Source organism: Ramlibacter sp. Leaf400 (assembly GCF_001424545.1).
In the GTDB taxonomy this organism is placed as follows: domain Bacteria; phylum Pseudomonadota; class Gammaproteobacteria; order Burkholderiales; family Burkholderiaceae_C; genus Ramlibacter.
In genome coordinates, this window is the sequence record NZ_LMQL01000013.1 from 150,955 (window position 1) to 167,147 (window position 16,193).

The following is a 16,193-nucleotide window of genomic DNA, read 5'->3' on the forward strand; positions in this document are numbered from 1 at the left end:
CTTTCTTGGTTTCTTCGCCTTCGCCGGCGCTCAGGTCCCGAGCAGTTCACCCACCGGCTTGAGGTGGTCCACGCGGTCGCACACCGCCTTGATCACCATCATGATGGGGATGCCCAGCAGCAGGCCCCACACGCCCCACAGCCAGCCCCAGAACAGGACGCCGACGAAGACCGACACGGCGTTCATCCGGCTGGCCTTGCTCGTGAGCCAGGGCACCAGCAGGTAGCCCTCGATGGTGTTGATCAGCAGCGAGCTGCCCGCCACCAGCAGCGGCATGTCGGCCTCGCCCGTCTGCATGAAAGCCACCACGCCGGCCGCCAGGGTGACGAGGATGGACCCGATGTACGGCACGAGGTTCAGGATGCCCGCGGCCACGCCCCACACGGCCGCGTGCTTCAGGCCCAGGAAGGCGAACACCAGGCCGGTGGCCAGCCCCACGCCCACGCTGGCCAGCAGCTGCACCAGCAGGTAGCGCTGGATCTGCACGTTGATCTCGTCCAGCGCCTGCACCGTCAGCTTCTTCTCGGTCAGCCCGGGCCCGGTGATCTTCACCAGCTTGCGGCGGAAGGTGTCGCCGGACAGCAGCAGGAAGTACGTCAGGAAGGTCACCAGGACGATCTGGCCCACGAGGCTGACCAGGCCGACGGTGCCCGACCAGAGGTGGTCGCGGATGTCGAAGCGGGGCTTCTCCACCACCACCCGCTGCACGCCGCGCGGGGTGCGGGGGGCCTGGCCGTTGCTGTTCGCGGCATCGGCGGCCTTCTCCAGTTCGGCGGCGGCCTTCTGCACCGGCTCCAGCGGGGTCCTGCTGCCGCCCACGCGCTGCTGCACCTTGGCCGCCAGCCGCTGCGCGGCCAGGGGCAGCGACTCGATGAGCTCGTTGGCATCGTCCGCCAGGGACCAGAGGGCGGCTCCGCTGCCGAAGAGGATGCCCAGGATCAGCACCCCCGCACCGAGAGACCGCGGGATGCGCAGCCTCGCCATCGCCTCCACCACGGGCGAGAGCGCGTAGTAGAAGACGAAGCCGAGCATCAGCGGGATGAAGAACGCGCTGCCCCAGCGCAGCACCGCGAGGACAGCGATGGTGGCCAGGACGACCAGCGCGAGATTGCGCACGTCGGCGGTGCCGTGCAGCACCACGTGGGGCGGTGCCTTGGGGTCGATCTCCTCGCGGGACGGGACCTCGTCGAGAACCGTTTCGACCTGCTGCTCTTCGTTCATGGGGACGTTTCTCGAGTTTCGAGTCCCCCACCCCTCCTTACCGCGTCAGCGCCTCCCGCACCGCCGTGAGCTGCCGCCGCGACACGGCCAGCAGCTCATCGATGCCGTTGAGCCGCACCGCCCAGACTTCGCCCTCTTCGGGGTCGTCGTGTTTCTCCAGGGCCCTCACCGCGCGCCGCGCCACCAACGCGTTGCGGTGGATGCGCATGAACTGCGGTGCGTGGCGCTCCTCGAGATCGCTGAGCGATGCGTCAAGAATATAGCTCCTGCCTGCCGTGCGGACGGTGATGTACTTCAGTTCGGCCTTGAAATAGAGAACCTCCGACAGCGGAACGCGCTCCGTCCTACCCCGGTCCTGGATCACCAGCGTCTGCTGGGCGTCGTGGGTGGTCGCGCGGCGCGCGGCGAGGACCCGCTCGACCTTCTGCAGCGCCAGCTGCAGGCGGTCCAGCCGCACCGGCTTGGTCAGGTAGTCGACCGCCTCCAGGTCGAAGGCCGCGACGGCGTGCTCCGAATGGGCGGTGACGAACACGATGGCCGGTTCGTACGCGGTCCCGCGCAGCGCCTGCGCCAGGGCCAGCCCATCCGCGCCGGGCATGCGCACGTCCAGCAGCACCGCGTCGAAGTCGCCGCGCCGCAGCGCCTCCATCGCCTCGGTCGCGTTGGCCGCCTCGCCCGCGACCACGGCTGCCGGTGACCGGCAGTCGCCCAGCAGCGTACGCAGCCGCGAGCGCGCGAGGGATTCGTCGTCCACCACCAGGACCCGCAGGCCCTCCGTCATCGGGGAGCCCCCGCGTCGGGCGCCGAAGTGCGGGCCCTCTTGGGCAGCAGTGCGAGTCTCATCCCGGTACCTCCATCCTGACCTGGTAGATGCCGTCCTTCAGGACGGTGCGGAATTGCGCTTCCACGTCGTGCAGCAGGCGCAGGCGGTCGCGCACGTTGTCCTGCGCGACGCCGTGGCCCGGCCGGCCCTGGCCCGCCGGCACGGTGTTGGTGACCTTGATGACCACGCTGCCGGCGCGGCACTGGGTGCTGATCTTGACTTCGGCGCCGCTGGCGCTGGGCTCCACCCCGTGCTTGACCGCGTTCTCCACCAGCGGCTGCAGGAACAGGGGCGGCACCTTGGCCTTGCCGGCCTGCGGATCGATCGACCATTCGACCCGCAGGCGCTCGCCGAAGCGCACCTCCTCGATGGCCAGGTAGCGGCGCGCCAGCTTGACCTCCTCCGCGAGGGTGGTCGACTCGCCCTGCTCGGTGAGCGCGTGGCGGAACAGGTCGCTCAGGTCTTCCAGGATGGTCTCGGCGCGCGCCGGGTCCTCGCGGACCAGGGCGATGGCGCTGTTCAGGGTGTTGAACAGGAAATGCGGCTGGATTCGCGCCTGCAGCTCCGACAGGCGGGCCGCCGTCTGCGCCGGCATCCGGCCCTTCAGGCGCAGCACCAGCGCCACCATCAGGGCGGCGGCCATCAGCGCGCCCAGGAAGGCCGAGGCGACCCAGGGTACCGGGCCGGGCAGCGACACCATCGCCACCTGCCAGCAGCCGTAGAGGCCGGCCAGCGCGCCCAGAGCGATGCCGAAGACGTGCTGCACCCAGGCCGGCAGGCGCGCCAGCAGCCTTTTCAGGCTGCAGCCCACGATCAGCCAGGCCAGGGTGGCCGGGAGCGCGGCGCCGCTCAGGACGCCCAGGCGCATCAGCCAGTCCCAGGCGCCGGTGGCGCCGAACATGGCCCCCACCCCGACCACGGCCTCGACGAACAGGACCGCCCGCAGCACCACGCCGACCTGGCAGGCATCGAACAGCAGCACCTGGCGACGCGCCTTGGCCCGCCTTTGTTCGGGCAGGTCCGCGAAGGCCGATAAAATTTGGGAATCGTTCATCGTGAATGGGCAATAGTCCCAAATTATTGGTGAATCGTCGCGCAGGTCCATCCGTGCGCCCCCTCCCCACCCCCGCCCGGCCCCCTTCATGTCTCAACTCGATCACAAGTCCCAGGCCTGGTCCGCCCTTTTCTCCGAGCCCATGAGCGACCTGGTCAAGCGCTATACGGCCAGCGTCGGCTTCGACCAGCGCCTGTGGCGCGCCGACATCGAGGGCTCGCTCGCCCATGCCGCCATGCTCGCCGCGCAGGGCATCGTCTCCGCCCAGGACCTGGCGGACATCCGCCGCGGCATGGCGCAGATCCAGCAGGAGATCGAGGCCGGCGCCTTCGAATGGAAGCTGGACCTGGAGGACGTGCACCTGAACATCGAGGCGCGGCTCACCCAGCTGGTGGGCGACGCCGGCAAGCGCCTGCACACCGGGCGCAGCCGCAACGACCAGGTCGCCACCGACGTGCGCCTGTGGCTGCGCGAGGAGATCGACCTGATCGCCGGCCTGCTGGAGGAACTGCAGAAGGCGCTGCTGGCCCTGGCGGAGAAGAACGCCGAGGTGATCCTGCCCGGCTTCACCCACCTGCAGGTGGCGCAGCCCGTGAGCTTCGGCCACCACATGCTGGCGTATGTGGAGATGTTCTCGCGCGACGCCGAGCGCATGGCCGACGTGCGCAAGCGCGTCAACCGCCTGCCCCTGGGCGCCGCGGCGCTGGCCGGCACCAGCTACCCGCTGGACCGGCAGGCCGTCGCCAGGGCGCTGGCCATGGACGGCGTGTGCGAGAACTCGCTGGACGCGGTGAGCGACCGCGACTTCGCCATCGAGTTCACCGCCGCCGCCACCCTGGCCATGGTGCACATCAGCCGGCTGTCCGAGGAGCTGGTGCTGTGGATGAGCCAGAACTTCAGCTTCATCCGCATCGCCGACCGCTTCACCACCGGCTCGTCGATCATGCCGCAGAAGAAGAATCCGGACGTGCCCGAACTCGCGCGCGGCAAGACCGGGCGCGTGGCCGGCCACCTGGTGGCGCTGATCACGCTGATGAAGGGCCAGCCCCTGGCCTACAACAAGGACAACCAGGAAGACAAGGAGCCCCTGTTCGACACCGTCGACACGCTCAAGGACACGCTGCGCATCTTCGTGGAGATGATGGGTGGCATCACGGTGAACCCGCAGGCGATGGAGCAGGCCGCCCGCAAGGGGTTCGCCACCGCCACCGACCTGGCCGACTACCTGGTGAAGAAAGGCCTGCCCTTCCGCGACGCCCATGAGATCGTGGCCCACGCGGTCAAGGCGGCGCAGCAGCAGGGCGTCGACGTCTCGGAGCTCCCCCTGGCCACGCTGCAGGGCTTCCATTCCTCCATCGAGGCGGACGTGTTCGACGTGCTGTCGCTGCGCGGCTCGCTGGACGCGCGCAAGGTCCAGGGCGGCACGGCGCCGGTGCAGGTGCGGGCGCAGATCGCGCGGCACCGGCAGCGGCTGGGCTGACGGACCCGGCAAAAAAAAGCCCGCCAGTCGCGGGCTTCTGTTTTTCAGCGCTAGAAACGCAGGTTTTGTCCGACCTGCGCGGCGCAGGCCGATCGACCAGAAATCACCTGAGCACGATGTTGTAGATGGGCTCGGCAGCCGCGCTCAATCTGCACGCAGTCAGCAATCCTTCGCTCGTTCGCGTGCAATGGGTGACGCCGCCAGCGCTGCTGGTAACGTAGACGCTAGATCCACGTACTGCAATCTGGGTGGGAGAACTGAATCGGTCCGCAGCAGCATCCATGCAATCCGCGAGCGAGCCGTCGGTATCCATGGTGCAGCGCTGGATGTTGTTGTTCGACCAGTTGGCGATGTACATGTGTTTGCCTGTAATCGCAAAACCAAAGGGAGTGGAAAGCCCGCTGGCGCCGGCGCTGGTACAGCCTGAGAAGCCCCCATCAGTGCCAACCAGGCACTTCGAAACCTGCTCCTCGTCGAGGTGCAGGATGTAGGCCGTCGAGTCCACCACCCGGATATCTTCAGCCGCCAGTCCAAAAGAATCCGGAAGGCCCGCACTGGAGCACGCATCCAGTGCGCCATCGTCACGGATGTGGCACTTGCGAACGCGGGGAGACGACGAGTCGCCGATGTAGAGGGTCGACCCGTGCGCAGTGAGCCCTTCAGGGTCCTCGAGGCCATTGAGACCCGTGTCGCCACATCCGGACAACATTCCGCTCGGGCCGATGCTGCAGTGGATGATCGCGGGCGTGCTGGCGAAGTTGGCTATGTAGGCATGTGAACCTGCCACTGCCATCGCACCCATGGCGTCAAATCCGGCAATCCCGGCATCTGTGCAAGTGGAAAGCACGCCATCGCTTCCGATCTGGCACAGATCGATCCGGCTACTGAGGACAAGGTACGCGGTGGTTGCAGGTGGCGGCGGAGGAGCGGGAGGGGGTTCGATGGGCGGTGGAGCGGCGGCAGGCTCTTCGCCGCCTCCGCCGCCACACGCCGCGATAGCGACGCAGAGGAAGGTGCAGACCAGCGCTGCCAGGCGCACTCGATGGTTTCTGTTCATGTCAATGGTTCCGGATGAGGACTGCCCCAACGTGGGGCGCACGATGATTCGGCGCGGGCAGCAGCGGTGTCAGTGCCTAAGGTCGGCCAAACACTCCTGCGCCCCGTCGCCTGCGCCGCATTGCCTTCAGCCGTGATCCAGCTCAAGCGCGTGCGCCGGCCCGCGATGCGAACGCGGCGCTGACAAAAATTTCGCAGCTATCCAAGAACTTTCACGGCACCCGGTATCCCTCGACTTAGGATTCGGCCTGCCGAGGAGAACGACACATGCCCCCCGTGATCACCAACATCGAAGACCTGCGCGTGCTCGCGCAACGCCGCGTGCCGCGCATGTTCTACGACTACGCGGACTCCGGTTCCTGGACCGAGAGCACCTACCGCGCCAACGAGGACGACTTCAACCGCATCCTGTTCCGCCAGCGGGTGGCGGTGAACATGGAAGGCCGCAGCACGCGCACCACCATGGTCGGCCAGCCGGTGGCCATGCCGGTGGCGATCGCGCCCACCGGGCTGACGGGCATGCAGCACGCCGACGGCGAGATCCTGGCGGCGCGCGCGGCCAGGAAGTTCGGCATCCCGTTCACGCTGTCGACCATGAGCATCTGCTCGATCGAGGACGTGGCCAAGGAGACGGACAACCATCCGTTCTGGTTCCAGCTGTACGTGATGCGCGACCGCGACTTCATCGAGCGGCTGATCGACCGGGCCAAGGCCGCGAACTGCTCCGCGCTGGTCCTCACGCTGGACCTGCAGATCATCGGCCAGCGCCACAAGGACCTGAAGAACGGCCTGTCGGCGCCCCCGAAGCTCACCCTGCCCAACCTGATCAACATGGCCACCAAGCCGCGCTGGTGCATGGGCATGCTGGGCACGCAGCGCCGGCAGTTCGGCAACATCGTCGGCCACGTCAAGGGCGTCGAGAACATGGGCTCGCTGTCCGAGTGGACGGCCAAGCAGTTCGACCCGCGCCTGTCCTGGGCCGACGTCGAATGGATCAAGAAGCGCTGGGGCGGCAAGCTGATCCTCAAGGGCGTCCAGGACATCGAGGACGCGCGGCTGGCGGTGGACTCCGGCGCCGACGCGCTGATCGTGTCCAACCACGGCGGCCGCCAGCTCGATGGCGCGCCCTCCTCCATCTCCGCCCTGCCGGAGATCGCGCAGGAGGTGGGCCGCCGCATCGAGGTGCACATGGACGGCGGCATCCGCTCCGGCCAGCACGTGCTCAAGGCGGTGGCGCTGGGCGCCAAGGGCACCTACATCGGCCGCGCCATGCTGTACGGCCTGGGCGCCATGGGCGAGGCGGGCGTGACGCGGGCGCTGGAGATCATCCGCAACGAGCTGGACCTGTCGATGGCCTTCTGCGGACGCACCGACATCAACAGCGTCGACAAGGGCATCCTGCTGCCGGGCAGCTACCCCACCGGCCGCGCCGCGGGGATGTGAACATGCCGGCCGCCCGGGGTCTCGACGTGATCGCCGCCGAACTGCAGGCGGCCCAGGACCAGGCGCGCCAGCTCGCGCCGGTGACGGCCCGCGAGCCCGGCTTCGGCCTCGAGGAAGGCTACGCGGTCGCGGCCCGCGTGCACCGGGCGCGCGTTGCGGCCGGCGCCGTGCCGCGCGGCCGCAAGATCGGCTTCACCAACGCCAACATCTGGCCCGAGTACGAGGTGCACCACCCGATCTGGGGCTGGGTGTACGAGCACACGCTCATCCGCGGCGATGCGGCGCCCGTGGACGTGAGCCTGCGCGGCCTGGCCGAGCCCCGGATCGAGCCGGAGATCGCCTTCGGCCTGGGTGCCACACCACCCGCCGGCGCCGACGTGGCCGCGCTGCTGGCCTGCATCGAGTGGGTGGCGCCGGCCTTCGAGATCGTGCAGTCGCACTTCCCCGGCTGGAAGTTCCAGGCCGCCGACACCATCGCCGACGGCGGCCTGCACGGGCGCCTGGTGCTCGGCAAGCCGCAGCCGCTGGCCGCGCTGGGCGACGACCCCGCCGCGCAACTGGCCGGCCTGACGGTCTCGCTGTCCCGTGATGGCCAGGAGGTGGAGGTCGGGCGCGGCAGCAACGTGCTGGGCAGCCCGCTGGCGGCGCTGGCGCACCTGGTGGCGGTGCTGGCGGGCCAGGACGAGGACGTGCAGTTGCAACCGGGCGAGGTGGTCACCACCGGCACGGTGACCGCGGCCTACCCCGTGCAGGCGGGGCAGTCGTGGCGGGCCCGGCCGGCCGGCATCGCGCTCGGCCCGGTGGAAGTCCGCTTCACGCCCTGAGCGTCGTCGTTCAGCGGGCCCGCCCGTCGAAGTGCTTGACCGGCACCTTGTCCAGGTCGATGCCTTCGATGCAGCGGATGTTGACCGCCACCGTGTCCCGGCCCTGGGGATCCTTGGCCTCGGCGAAGGGGTGGATGCCGCAGGCGGGGCAGAATCGGTGCCGGATCGCGTGCTTGTTGAACAGGTAGGTGGCCGCGTCGGCCTCCGGGGTGAGCAGGGTGAAGGCATCGCGCCCGGTGAACCACAGCAGCGAGCCCTTGCGCTGGCACATCGAACAGTTGCACGCCATGCCGCTGTCGATGTCGCCTTCGACCTCGAACGCGACCTTGCCGCAATGGCAGCTGCCCCGGTATTTCATGGCGCCTCCTTCGGAAAGCCTGGAGGGTGATTCTGCGGCGACCTGCGCGGCCATGGAGCGAAAATCCCGGACCGTGACCCCGCGCCGCCGCATCGCCCACCTGGACATGGACGCATTCTTCGCGTCCGTCGAGCTCCTGCGGTACCCGCAGCTCAAGGGCCTGCCGGTGGTGATCGGCGGTGGCCGGCGCAAGGTCGATGAAATGCTCGTGGAGCGCTACGCCGGCCGGCCGCTGTCGGAGGTGCCGCCCCAGGCCTTTCCGCTGCTGAAGGACTACGTGGGCCGCGGCGTGATCACCACCGCCACCTACCCGGCCCGCCAGTTCGGCGTGGGATCGGCCATGGGCATGATGAAGGCGGCCAAGCTGTGCCCGCAGGCCATCGTGCTGCCGGTCGATTTCGACGAGGTGCGGCGCTATTCGCGCACCTTCAAGTCGGTGATCCGCGAGATCGCGCCGCTGGTGGAGGATCGCGGCGTGGACGAGGTCTACATCGATTTCACCGAGGTGCCGGGCGGCCAGCGCGAAGGCGGCCGGGTGCTGGCCCGGCTGATCCAGAAATCGATCTTCGAGGCGACCGGCCTGACCTGTTCGATCGGCGTGGCGCCCAACAAGCTGATCGCCAAGATGGCCAGCGAGTTCGACAAGCCCAATGGCATCTCGGTGGTGTTCGAGGACGACATCCAGACCCGCATCTGGCCGCTGCCGGTGCGCAAGATCAACGGCATCGGCCCCAAGGCCGAGGCCAAGCTGCACCGGCTGCACATCCGCACCATCGGCGAGATGGCGGCGCAGGACGTGGACTGGCTGGTCGGCAACTTCGGCCGTTCCACCGGCGCCTGGATGCACGACGCCGCCTGGGGCCGTGACGACCGGCCCGTCGTCACCGAGAGCGAGCCCGTGTCCATGAGCCGCGAAACCACGTTCGACCGTGACCTGCACGCCGTGCGCGACCGCGCCGAACTCGGCGCCATCTTCACCGAGCTGTGCCAGAAGGTCGCGGCCGACCTGCAGCGCAAGGGTTACGTGGGCAAGACCATCGGCATCAAGCTGCGCTACGACGACTTCCGCATCGCCACGCGCGACCAGACCATCGAAGGGTTCACCGCCGATCCCCGGACCATCCGCCAGGTGGCCGGCCAGTGCCTCAAGCGCGTGCCGCTGAAGCAGCCGCTGCGGCTGCTGGGCGTGCGGGTGGGCAAGCTGGCGCGCGAGGGCGACGCGGCGGCTGCACCGCCGGCCGCGCCGGCCCCTGCGACGGCCCACCGCGCGGCTGAGCCGATCGCGGACCTGTTCGGCCCGGCCTGAACTTTCCCTGTCAGCAGGCTCCCGGGCCTTCCTACCGCAGTCGCGGAGCGGGGCCTACAGCCCATGCGCCCGGGGCGTCCTACGTTGGAACCATCCCCATGGTCCAGCAACCGATGCCATGAAACCCACCACACCCCGCGGCCGCCTGTCCGCCGCCCTGCTCCTGACCTTCTCCGCCGCTCTGCTGCCGATCGGCGCCGCCGTCGTCGCACCTGCCCACGCGCAGACGCGGCCCGCGGCGGCCCCCGTGATCGAAGGTCTCGAAGTCAATGCCGATGCCGGCCTCGCGCCCGGATCGACCCTGGAGTTCGTCGTGCGCGGCACGCCCAAGTCGGTCGCCCGCGTGCAGGTCACGGGCAGCACCGTCTCGCTGCCGCTGACGGAAACGGAGCCCGGCCTCTACACGGGCAGCCACACCGTGCGCAAGTCGGAAAAGGGCCTGGTTCCCACCGCGCTGATCCGCGCGCAGCTCACGCGCAGCGGCCGCACCGTGAGCAGCAACTTCAGCTTCCCGTCGTCGTTCGCCATGCTGCACGCCAACACGCCGAGGACGGCGCAGGCATCGGGACCGCGGGTCAACCACTTCGCGCTCGCGCCGGTGGAGCGCGTGGAGCCGGGCGCCGAATTGAAGTTCATGCTGGAGGGCACGCCCGGGGCGAAGGTGACGATCCAGGTGCCGGGTCTCGCGAAGCCGCTGCCGATGCAGGAGGAGCGCCCCGGCCGCTACATCGCCAACTACACGGTGCGCAAGGCCGACGCCGTGGCGGCCGGCCCGGTGGTGGCCACGCTGCGCCACGGGACGCAGACGGTGACCTCCTCGCTGCCGACGCCCCTGCCCGTCGTGGCGCGGTCGCAGGCGCCGGCGCCCGGGACCTTGCCGGCCCCGGCGCCGCTGCCGGCCCCTGCGACCTCTCCGCAGTCGCAGATGGGCACTGCGCCCGCGGGACCGCTCACGCTGCAGGTGATGGGTCCGGGCCCCAACGCCCAGATCGATTCCAGCCAGTTCGTGCTGCAGGGCCGCACCGCCCCGGGCGCGAACGTGCGGATCAAGGTGGATGCCGTCGCGCCCGCCGCGCAGGGGCGGCTGGCCGTGGCCCAGGCCGTCACCGAGCAGACGGTCCAGGCCGACGCCAACGGCAACTTCAGCCTGAATTTCGGCCCGCAGCGCTACGCGCCGGGCACCCGTTTCGAGGTGCACATGAGCGCCCGCCACGGCGCCCAGGCCACGCCCGAGCAGCGGCTCACGCTGTTCCAGCGCCAGGGCTGAAAAATCGCGGCCAGGCGCTTGACCGCGCTTGGGCTGCGACCTAAATTGACTTACGCCGAACTTACAGGGAGGCCGCCGTGCAGCTCGCCGAAATGCAACGCATCAAGCAGTGGCAGGTCGACCATCGGCGCACCCGCCCCCTGGAGTACCACCTCTGGGACGCCATGCTCACCCTGTGGCTGATGGGCTGGATGGGCTGGCTGCCGGCCTACGCTTTCGGCGGCTTGTGGATCCTGCCGCTGTGCCTGGCCGGGGTGTCCGCCCCGGGGCTGTACGTGGCGTGGCGCTCGCGCCTGCACCGGCAGCACCGGCTGCGCTGCGACTGGCTGGAGCCGCCCCGCTCACTGGCGGGCCGTCCGGACGTTCGGCGGTAGCGGCAGCGGGTGGCTGGTGCGCAAGGGGTTGATGTCCAGCCCGCCGCGCCGCGTGTAGCGCGCGTACACCGAGAGCTTGGTCGGCCGGCAGCGCTGGCGGATGTCCATGAAGATCCGCTCCACGCACTGCTCGTGGAATTCGTTGTGGTTGCGAAAGCTCACCAGGTAGCGCAGCAGGCCGCCCTGGTCGATCTGCGGCCCCGAGTAGCGGATCTGCACCGAACCCCAATCCGGCTGGCCGGTCACCAGGCAATTGCTCTTGAGCAGGTTGCTCACCAGCACCTCCTGCACGGGCTGCTCGTCGAAGGCGGCCGTGAGCAGCGAAGGCTCCGGCATGTAGTGGGTGCACTCGATGTCCAGCCGGTCGAGGTTCATGCCGTCGAGCTCGTGCACCTGCTCCTGGTCGAACAGCTCCGGGCCCAGCAGGCGCACGCCCACCGAGCCGGTGGCCCCGCTGCCGCGCCACACGGCCTCGGCCAGGTCCGTCCGCAGCCGCGCCAGCACATCGTTGGCCGAGTCGAAGCGCGTGTTGGAGAAGCTCGCGAGGTAGAGCTTGAAGGACTTGCTCTCCACGATGTTGGGCGTCTCGCACGGCACGGTCACGTGGGCGATCGCCACCACCGGCCGGCCGCGCGGCGTGAGCCAGCTCAGCTCGTAGGCCGTCCACAGGTCGGCGCCGAAGAAAGGGGGCTGGCCCGTGATGCCCAGCTCCTGGCGCTTGGCCAACCGGGGGATGGGGTAGAGCAGTTCGGGGGCGTACTGGTCGCGGTACGCGGCGGGCTTGCCCAGCAGGGAGCCGGACGGCGTGTGGTCTTGCATCAGGCGGCAGTCTGCCGCAGGTGCGGCACCAGGGCGTGCAGCAGGCGATCGACCACGCCGGGCGGCAGGTCATGCCCCATGCCGGGAAGGCCCACCAGCCGCGCACCGCGGATGCGCCGCGCGGTGTCGTGGCCGCAGGCGAAGGGCACCAGCGGATCGTCGTGGCCGTGCATCACCAGGGTGGGCGCCTGGATGCGGGGCAGCTCGTCGGCCCGGCGGACGTCGGCGGCCACCGCCGTCATCTGGCGGATCGTGCCGGTGGGGTTGAAGGCGCGTCGGGTGGCCAGGCGGATGCGCTCGCGCATCGCGGCCTCGTCGCTCGGGAAGGAGGGGCTCGCGATGATGCGCAGCAGCTTCATCGTGTGTTCGACGATGGCCTCCTCGCTGCCGGCGGCGGGGCGGCTCATCAGCGCACGCAGCACGGGCGGCCGGGGACCGGGCAGGTAGCGCGCGCCGCTGGAACTCATGATGCTGGTCAGCGACAGCACCCGCTGGGGCGCCGCCAGGGCCACGCGCTGCGCCACCATGCCGCCCATGCTGACGCCGACCAGGTGCGCGGCCTCGATGCGAAGTGCGTCCAGCACGCCGAGGGTGTCGGCCGCCATGTCGTGCAGCGTGTAGGGCGCCTGCACGCCCAGGCCGAGGCGGTGGCGCATCGAGGCCACCATGAGGTTGGGCACGCCCAGATGGGGAAAGTGCTGCGAGAGGCCGGCGTCGCGGTTGTCGAAGCGCACCACGCGCAAGCCCGCCGCCTGCAGCCCCGCCACGAAGGCGGCCGGCCAGGCGACCAGCTGCATGCCCAGGCCCATGACGAGCAACGCGACCGGGCGGCCGGGTTCGCCCGTGTCCTCGACCTCCAGGGGGATGCCGTTGGCCTGCACCCTCATGCAGGCTGTCCCTGCATTCGGGCGGCCGGGCTCACTCGAAGCGCCGCTCGCGCAGCCACTTGGTGGCGATCCACTTCTCGCCCGCCAGCACCGGCGCGCCGCCGTGCAGCGTGCGGGTGGACGGGTGCGGCCGCTCGTAGCTGAAGAACACGCCGTGCCCGCGCTTGGGGAAGACCTCCAGGTGCACGTCGGGGAAGGTGGTGCCGCCGCCCTTCTCGGGCTCGCCCAGGTACATCACCAGCGTGGCCACGCGCTGCCCGCCGCGCTTGAGGATGGTGGGCGTGCCGGGCTCCTTGGGGTCGAAGTAGTCGTAGTGCGGCTTGTATTCGGCGCCGGGACGGTAGTGGAGGATCTGCAGGCCTTCGCCGTTCTCCTCGGGCCAGTTCACCAGGCGGGCGATGCGCGACTCGATGCGGCGCACCACCTCGTGCTCGCCGCGCTGGAAGAACATGCCGCTGCTGGTGCGGTCGTCGTTCACTTCCTCGCCACCGGTCTTGGTGGCGACGGTGAGCGAACGCGCCAGGCGCGGCTTGGCCAGCGCGATCAGTGCGTCGCACTCCTCGTCGGAGAGCAGGTTGCCGAACACCACGACGCGCGGGTTGTACATGTTCTGCAGGATGTGGACCCGCCGGTCGCCCGTGTCCACGTAGAGCGGCGATTCGTCCAGCTTCGGGTCGGGCACCGGCACCGACGGGGGCAGGCCCTCGGCCGCGGCCTTGGCCTCCAGGTGGTCGCGAAGCGTGCCCTCCATCGCCTCGATGGCGACTTCCTCCTGCCAGCCGGACGCCAGCATGGACTGCAGCACCGAATCCGCGCTGTGGCCGGCCTGCGCCTGCTCCACGATCCAGCGGCGCAGTTCGGGGGTGATCTGCTGTTGCGTCTTGGTCGTCATGGCTGCATTTTCCTCCGGAAGACGAGGCGGTCGGGCTGGGAGGCCTGGGCATCGAAGCGATAGCCCTCGTGGTCGAAGCCCTCCAGCCTTCGCGGCGTGCGCACCCGCTGCTGGATGGCGTAGCGGGCCATCAGGCCACGGGCCTTCTTGGCGAAGAAGCTGATGACCTTCCAGTCGCCGCCCTTCCAGTCCTCGAACACGCATTCGACAACGCGCGCCTTGAGGGTTGCAAGGTCGACCGACCTGAAGTACTCCTGCGAGGCCAGGTTCACCACCACCGGCGTGGCGTCGGCCGCCAGCTCCTTGTTGAGGTGCTCGGCGATCTGGCCGCCCCAGAACTGGTACAGGTTGCGCGCCTCGCCCACGGGCAGCGACGTGCCCATCTCCAGGCGGTAGGGCTGCATGCGGTCGAGTGGGCGCAGCACGCCGTACAGGCCGCTGAGCATGCGCAGGTGGCGCTGCGCCCAGTCGAGGTCGGCGCGCGAGAGCGTGCGGGCCTGCAGGCCGTCGTAGACGTCGCCGTCGAAGGCCAGGATCGCCTGGCGGGAGTTGTTCTCGTCGAAGCGGTCGGACCAGGCCCGGAAGCGGCCCACGTTCAGCTCGGCCAGGGCCGGGCTGATGTCCATCAGCTCGGCCACCTGCCGGGGCGTCTGGCGGCGCAGCACCTCGATCAGGCGCGCCGACTGGGGCAGGAACTGCGGCAGCGTGTGCGGCAGCTTGCCGACGGGCGTTTCGTAGTCCAGCGTCTTGGCGGGCGACAGCAGGAAGAGCATCGGGCGCTACTTCCAGGCCCGCGCGGCCAGCCACTGCGCGGTGGCGGCGGCGAGGACCACGGCCGCGTAGGTGGCCATCTTTCCGTCGCGCCCGAACCACACCAGGCCGCCGGCCAGCGTGGCCACGGAGGCCAGGAACACCGGGATCGCCTGGCGCCAGTAGCCCGCACCGGTGCGCAACAGCAGCCGCGACACCGCAGGCAGGATCAGTGCGAGGAACACGGCCGGGGCCAGGAAAGCCGCCAGGTGCGGCAGGAAATCGAGGGGGCCCATTCGGCTAAGGTGATTGGCGCGTGCTAAGTGCTTGAGAACTCGACGGATTTTATAATTTCGACCATGGCAGTCTGGGCTTTGGGCATCAACCACACGACGGCCCCGCTCGACATGCGGGGCAAGTTCGCGTTCGCCCTGGACCAGGTCCAGCCCACGCTGCAGTCGCTGAGGCAAAGCCTCCAGGGCCGGATCGAGCGGCCGCCCGAAGCGGCCATCCTGTCCACCTGCAACCGCACCGAGATCTACTGCGCCGGCCCAGCACACGGCCTGGAGCCGACGATCGAGTGGCTGGCGCGGTCGGGCGGCGTCTCCCCGGCCCTGCTGCGCTCGCACGCCTACACCCTGCGCGACGGCCTGGCCGCCCGGCATGCCTTCCGGGTCGCCAGCGGGCTCGATTCCATGGTGCTGGGCGAAGCGCAGATCCTGGGCCAGCTCAAGGACGCCGTGCGGGCGGCCGACGAAGCCGGCGCGCTGGGCACCACGCTCAACCAGCTGTTCCAGCGCTCCTTCGCCGTCGCCAAGGAAGTGCGCAGCGCCACCGAGATCGGCGCGCATTCGATCAGCATGGCGGCCGCCGCGGTGCGGCTGGCGGGCCAGCTGTTCGAGGACCTCGGCAAGATCCGCGTGCTGTTCGTCGGCGCCGGCGAGATGATCGAGCTGGCCGCGACGCACTTCGCGGCCAAGGAGCCGGCGGCCATCGCCGTCGCCAACCGCACCCTGGAGCGCGGAGAGAAGCTCGCCGTGCGATTCGGTGGCGAGGTGATGCGGCTGGCCGACCTGCCCGAGCGGCTGCACGAGTTCGACGCCGTGATCAGCTCCACCGCCAGCCAGCTGCCCATCATCGGCCTGGGCGCGGTCGAGCGCGCCATCAAGCGGCGCCGGCACCGGCCCATGTTCATGGTCGACCTGGCCGTGCCGCGCGACATCGAGCCCGAGGTCAAGGCGCTGGAAGACGTCTACCTGTACACGGTGGACGACCTCGCCCACGTGGTGCAGACCGGCCAGGCGCAGCGGCAGGCCGCCGTGGCGCAGGCCGAGGCCATCATCGACGCCGGCGTGCAGAGCTTCCTGCACTGGATGGACCAGCGCGGTGCCGTGCCCCTGATCCGCCAGCTCAATGCGCAGGCCGACGAGTGGCGCGCGCTGGAGATCGCGCGGGCCCGCAAGCTGCTGGCCAAGGGCGAGGACGTCGATGCGGTGCTCGAAGCCCTGTCGCGCGGCCTCACCCAGAAGATGCTGCACGGCGCGATGGCCGAGCTGCATTCGGGCGACGCGGCCGCGCGCGAGAGAGCGGGCAGCGCCATCGAGCACTTCTTCCTGCGCAAGGAGCGTTAGCGCCGCGG

General features: G+C 69.8%; 17 protein-coding genes. 7 read left to right on the forward strand and 10 right to left on the reverse strand.

Features of this window, described 5'->3' with window-relative positions:
• Positions 1-30 precede the first annotated feature (30 nt).
• Genes ASG30_RS19250 through ASG30_RS19260 form a run of 3 tightly spaced genes read right to left on the reverse strand, consistent with a single transcriptional unit; the run spans position 31 to position 3,098 of the window.
• Positions 31-1,221 (reverse strand): AI-2E family transporter, encoded by a 1,191-nt coding sequence (locus tag ASG30_RS19250; protein ID WP_055900678.1) that lies wholly within the window; start codon positions 1,219-1,221, stop codon positions 31-33.
• A gap of 37 nt (positions 1,222-1,258) precedes the next feature.
• The gene (locus tag ASG30_RS19255) at positions 1,259-2,002 is read right to left on the reverse strand and encodes a LytR/AlgR family response regulator transcription factor (RefSeq protein ID WP_055900681.1); all 744 of its coding nucleotides are present in this window, start codon (positions 2,000-2,002) and stop codon (positions 1,259-1,261) included.
• Between the two features lie 58 nt (positions 2,003-2,060).
• On the reverse strand, positions 2,061-3,098 hold the full coding sequence (locus ASG30_RS19260; RefSeq protein WP_055900683.1) for a sensor histidine kinase: 1,038 nt from the start codon (positions 3,096-3,098) through the stop codon (positions 2,061-2,063).
• A gap of 88 nt (positions 3,099-3,186) precedes the next feature.
• On the opposite strand from ASG30_RS19260, the gene argH reads away from it, so the two are divergent.
• On the forward strand, positions 3,187-4,578 hold the full coding sequence (gene argH, locus ASG30_RS19265) for an argininosuccinate lyase (RefSeq protein WP_055900685.1): 1,392 nt from the start codon (positions 3,187-3,189) through the stop codon (positions 4,576-4,578).
• 103 nt (positions 4,579-4,681) lie between these two features.
• On the opposite strand, the gene ASG30_RS19270 is transcribed toward argH, so the two are convergent.
• Positions 4,682-5,635, reverse strand: a complete 954-nt coding sequence (locus tag ASG30_RS19270) for a hypothetical protein (protein WP_156385625.1) — start codon at positions 5,633-5,635, stop codon at positions 4,682-4,684.
• A 266-nt stretch (positions 5,636-5,901) separates the two neighbouring features.
• On the opposite strand from ASG30_RS19270, the gene ASG30_RS19275 reads away from it, so the two are divergent.
• Positions 5,902-7,077, forward strand: a complete 1,176-nt coding sequence (locus tag ASG30_RS19275; protein WP_055900688.1) for an alpha-hydroxy acid oxidase — start codon at positions 5,902-5,904, stop codon at positions 7,075-7,077.
• 2 nt (positions 7,078-7,079) lie between these two features.
• A complete protein-coding gene (locus ASG30_RS19280; RefSeq protein WP_055900691.1) occupies positions 7,080-7,901 on the forward strand; it encodes a 2-keto-4-pentenoate hydratase in 822 nt (273 codons plus the stop codon).
• Between the two features lie 10 nt (positions 7,902-7,911).
• On the opposite strand, the gene ASG30_RS19285 is transcribed toward ASG30_RS19280, so the two are convergent.
• Positions 7,912-8,259, reverse strand: coding sequence for a GFA family protein (locus tag ASG30_RS19285; protein WP_055900694.1), 348 nt, complete (start codon positions 8,257-8,259; stop codon positions 7,912-7,914).
• Positions 8,260-8,311: 52 nt separating this feature from the next.
• Between ASG30_RS19285 and ASG30_RS19290 the strand changes: the two genes are divergently transcribed.
• The 3 genes from ASG30_RS19290 (at position 8,312) to ASG30_RS19300 (ending at position 11,206) form a co-directional block, all read left to right on the forward strand.
• Entirely contained in the window at positions 8,312-9,565 is a 1,254-nt protein-coding gene (locus ASG30_RS19290) for a Y-family DNA polymerase (protein WP_055900697.1), read from the forward strand.
• 118 nt (positions 9,566-9,683) lie between these two features.
• Positions 9,684-10,832, forward strand: a complete 1,149-nt coding sequence (locus ASG30_RS19295; protein WP_055900700.1) for a hypothetical protein — start codon at positions 9,684-9,686, stop codon at positions 10,830-10,832.
• 77 nt (positions 10,833-10,909) lie between these two features.
• Positions 10,910-11,206 (forward strand): hypothetical protein, encoded by a 297-nt coding sequence (locus ASG30_RS19300; protein ID WP_055900702.1) that lies wholly within the window; start codon positions 10,910-10,912, stop codon positions 11,204-11,206.
• On the opposite strand, the gene queF is transcribed toward ASG30_RS19300, so the two are convergent.
• From queF to ASG30_RS19325, 5 genes are read right to left on the reverse strand one after another with little or no spacing between them, the layout of a single operon-like run.
• On the reverse strand, positions 11,174-12,025 hold the full coding sequence (gene queF / locus ASG30_RS19305; RefSeq protein ID WP_055900705.1) for an NADPH-dependent 7-cyano-7-deazaguanine reductase QueF: 852 nt from the start codon (positions 12,023-12,025) through the stop codon (positions 11,174-11,176). The genes ASG30_RS19300 and queF overlap by 33 nt on opposite strands.
• Positions 12,025-12,912, reverse strand: a complete 888-nt coding sequence (locus ASG30_RS19310; protein ID WP_055900708.1) for an alpha/beta fold hydrolase — start codon at positions 12,910-12,912, stop codon at positions 12,025-12,027. Before ASG30_RS19310 ends, queF begins: the two co-directional genes overlap by 1 nt.
• Positions 12,913-12,943: 31 nt before the next feature.
• The gene (locus ASG30_RS19315) at positions 12,944-13,804 is read right to left on the reverse strand and encodes a 2OG-Fe(II) oxygenase (RefSeq protein ID WP_055900711.1); all 861 of its coding nucleotides are present in this window, start codon (positions 13,802-13,804) and stop codon (positions 12,944-12,946) included.
• On the reverse strand, positions 13,801-14,577 hold the full coding sequence (gene yaaA / locus ASG30_RS19320; protein WP_055900714.1) for a peroxide stress protein YaaA: 777 nt from the start codon (positions 14,575-14,577) through the stop codon (positions 13,801-13,803). The genes ASG30_RS19315 and yaaA overlap by 4 nt, the downstream gene beginning before the upstream one ends.
• Positions 14,578-14,583: 6 nt before the next feature.
• Positions 14,584-14,850: a hypothetical protein gene (locus ASG30_RS19325; protein WP_055900717.1), complete on the reverse strand. Its 267-nt coding sequence runs from the start codon at positions 14,848-14,850 to the stop codon at positions 14,584-14,586.
• 63 nt (positions 14,851-14,913) lie between these two features.
• Here ASG30_RS19325 and hemA point away from each other — a divergent pair, with 63 nt between their 5' ends.
• Positions 14,914-16,185 carry a glutamyl-tRNA reductase gene (gene hemA / locus ASG30_RS19330; protein WP_055900720.1) on the forward strand — a complete coding sequence of 424 codons (1,272 nt, stop codon included), beginning with the start codon at positions 14,914-14,916 and terminating at the stop codon, positions 16,183-16,185.
• The last annotated feature ends 8 nt before the right edge of the window (positions 16,186-16,193 follow it).

Bases quoted from the DNA above. Each gene is read 5' to 3' on its own strand.
- ASG30_RS19295 (WP_055900700.1), top strand. From the start codon at position 9,684: ATGAAACCCACCACACCCCGCGGCCGCCTGTCCGCCGCCCTGCTCCTG.
- ASG30_RS19290 (WP_055900697.1), top strand. From the start codon at position 8,312: ATGGAGCGAAAATCCCGGACCGTGACCCCGCGCCGCCGCATCGCCCAC.
- ASG30_RS19325 (WP_055900717.1), bottom strand. From the start codon at position 14,850: ATGGGCCCCCTCGATTTCCTGCCGCACCTGGCGGCTTTCCTGGCCCCG.
- yaaA (WP_055900714.1), bottom strand. From the start codon at position 14,577: ATGCTCTTCCTGCTGTCGCCCGCCAAGACGCTGGACTACGAAACGCCC.
- argH (WP_055900685.1), top strand. From the start codon at position 3,187: ATGTCTCAACTCGATCACAAGTCCCAGGCCTGGTCCGCCCTTTTCTCC.
- ASG30_RS19250 (WP_055900678.1), bottom strand. From the start codon at position 1,221: ATGAACGAAGAGCAGCAGGTCGAAACGGTTCTCGACGAGGTCCCGTCC.
- ASG30_RS19280 (WP_055900691.1), top strand. From the start codon at position 7,080: ATGCCGGCCGCCCGGGGTCTCGACGTGATCGCCGCCGAACTGCAGGCG.
- ASG30_RS19315 (WP_055900711.1), bottom strand. From the start codon at position 13,804: ATGACGACCAAGACGCAACAGCAGATCACCCCCGAACTGCGCCGCTGG.
- ASG30_RS19260 (WP_055900683.1), bottom strand. From the start codon at position 3,098: ATGAACGATTCCCAAATTTTATCGGCCTTCGCGGACCTGCCCGAACAA.
- ASG30_RS19255 (WP_055900681.1), bottom strand. From the start codon at position 2,002: ATGACGGAGGGCCTGCGGGTCCTGGTGGTGGACGACGAATCCCTCGCG.
- ASG30_RS19285 (WP_055900694.1), bottom strand. From the start codon at position 8,259: ATGAAATACCGGGGCAGCTGCCATTGCGGCAAGGTCGCGTTCGAGGTC.
- ASG30_RS19270 (WP_156385625.1), bottom strand. From the start codon at position 5,635: ATGAACAGAAACCATCGAGTGCGCCTGGCAGCGCTGGTCTGCACCTTC.
- ASG30_RS19275 (WP_055900688.1), top strand. From the start codon at position 5,902: ATGCCCCCCGTGATCACCAACATCGAAGACCTGCGCGTGCTCGCGCAA.
- hemA (WP_055900720.1), top strand. From the start codon at position 14,914: ATGGCAGTCTGGGCTTTGGGCATCAACCACACGACGGCCCCGCTCGAC.
- ASG30_RS19310 (WP_055900708.1), bottom strand. From the start codon at position 12,912: ATGAGGGTGCAGGCCAACGGCATCCCCCTGGAGGTCGAGGACACGGGC.
- queF (WP_055900705.1), bottom strand. From the start codon at position 12,025: ATGCAAGACCACACGCCGTCCGGCTCCCTGCTGGGCAAGCCCGCCGCG.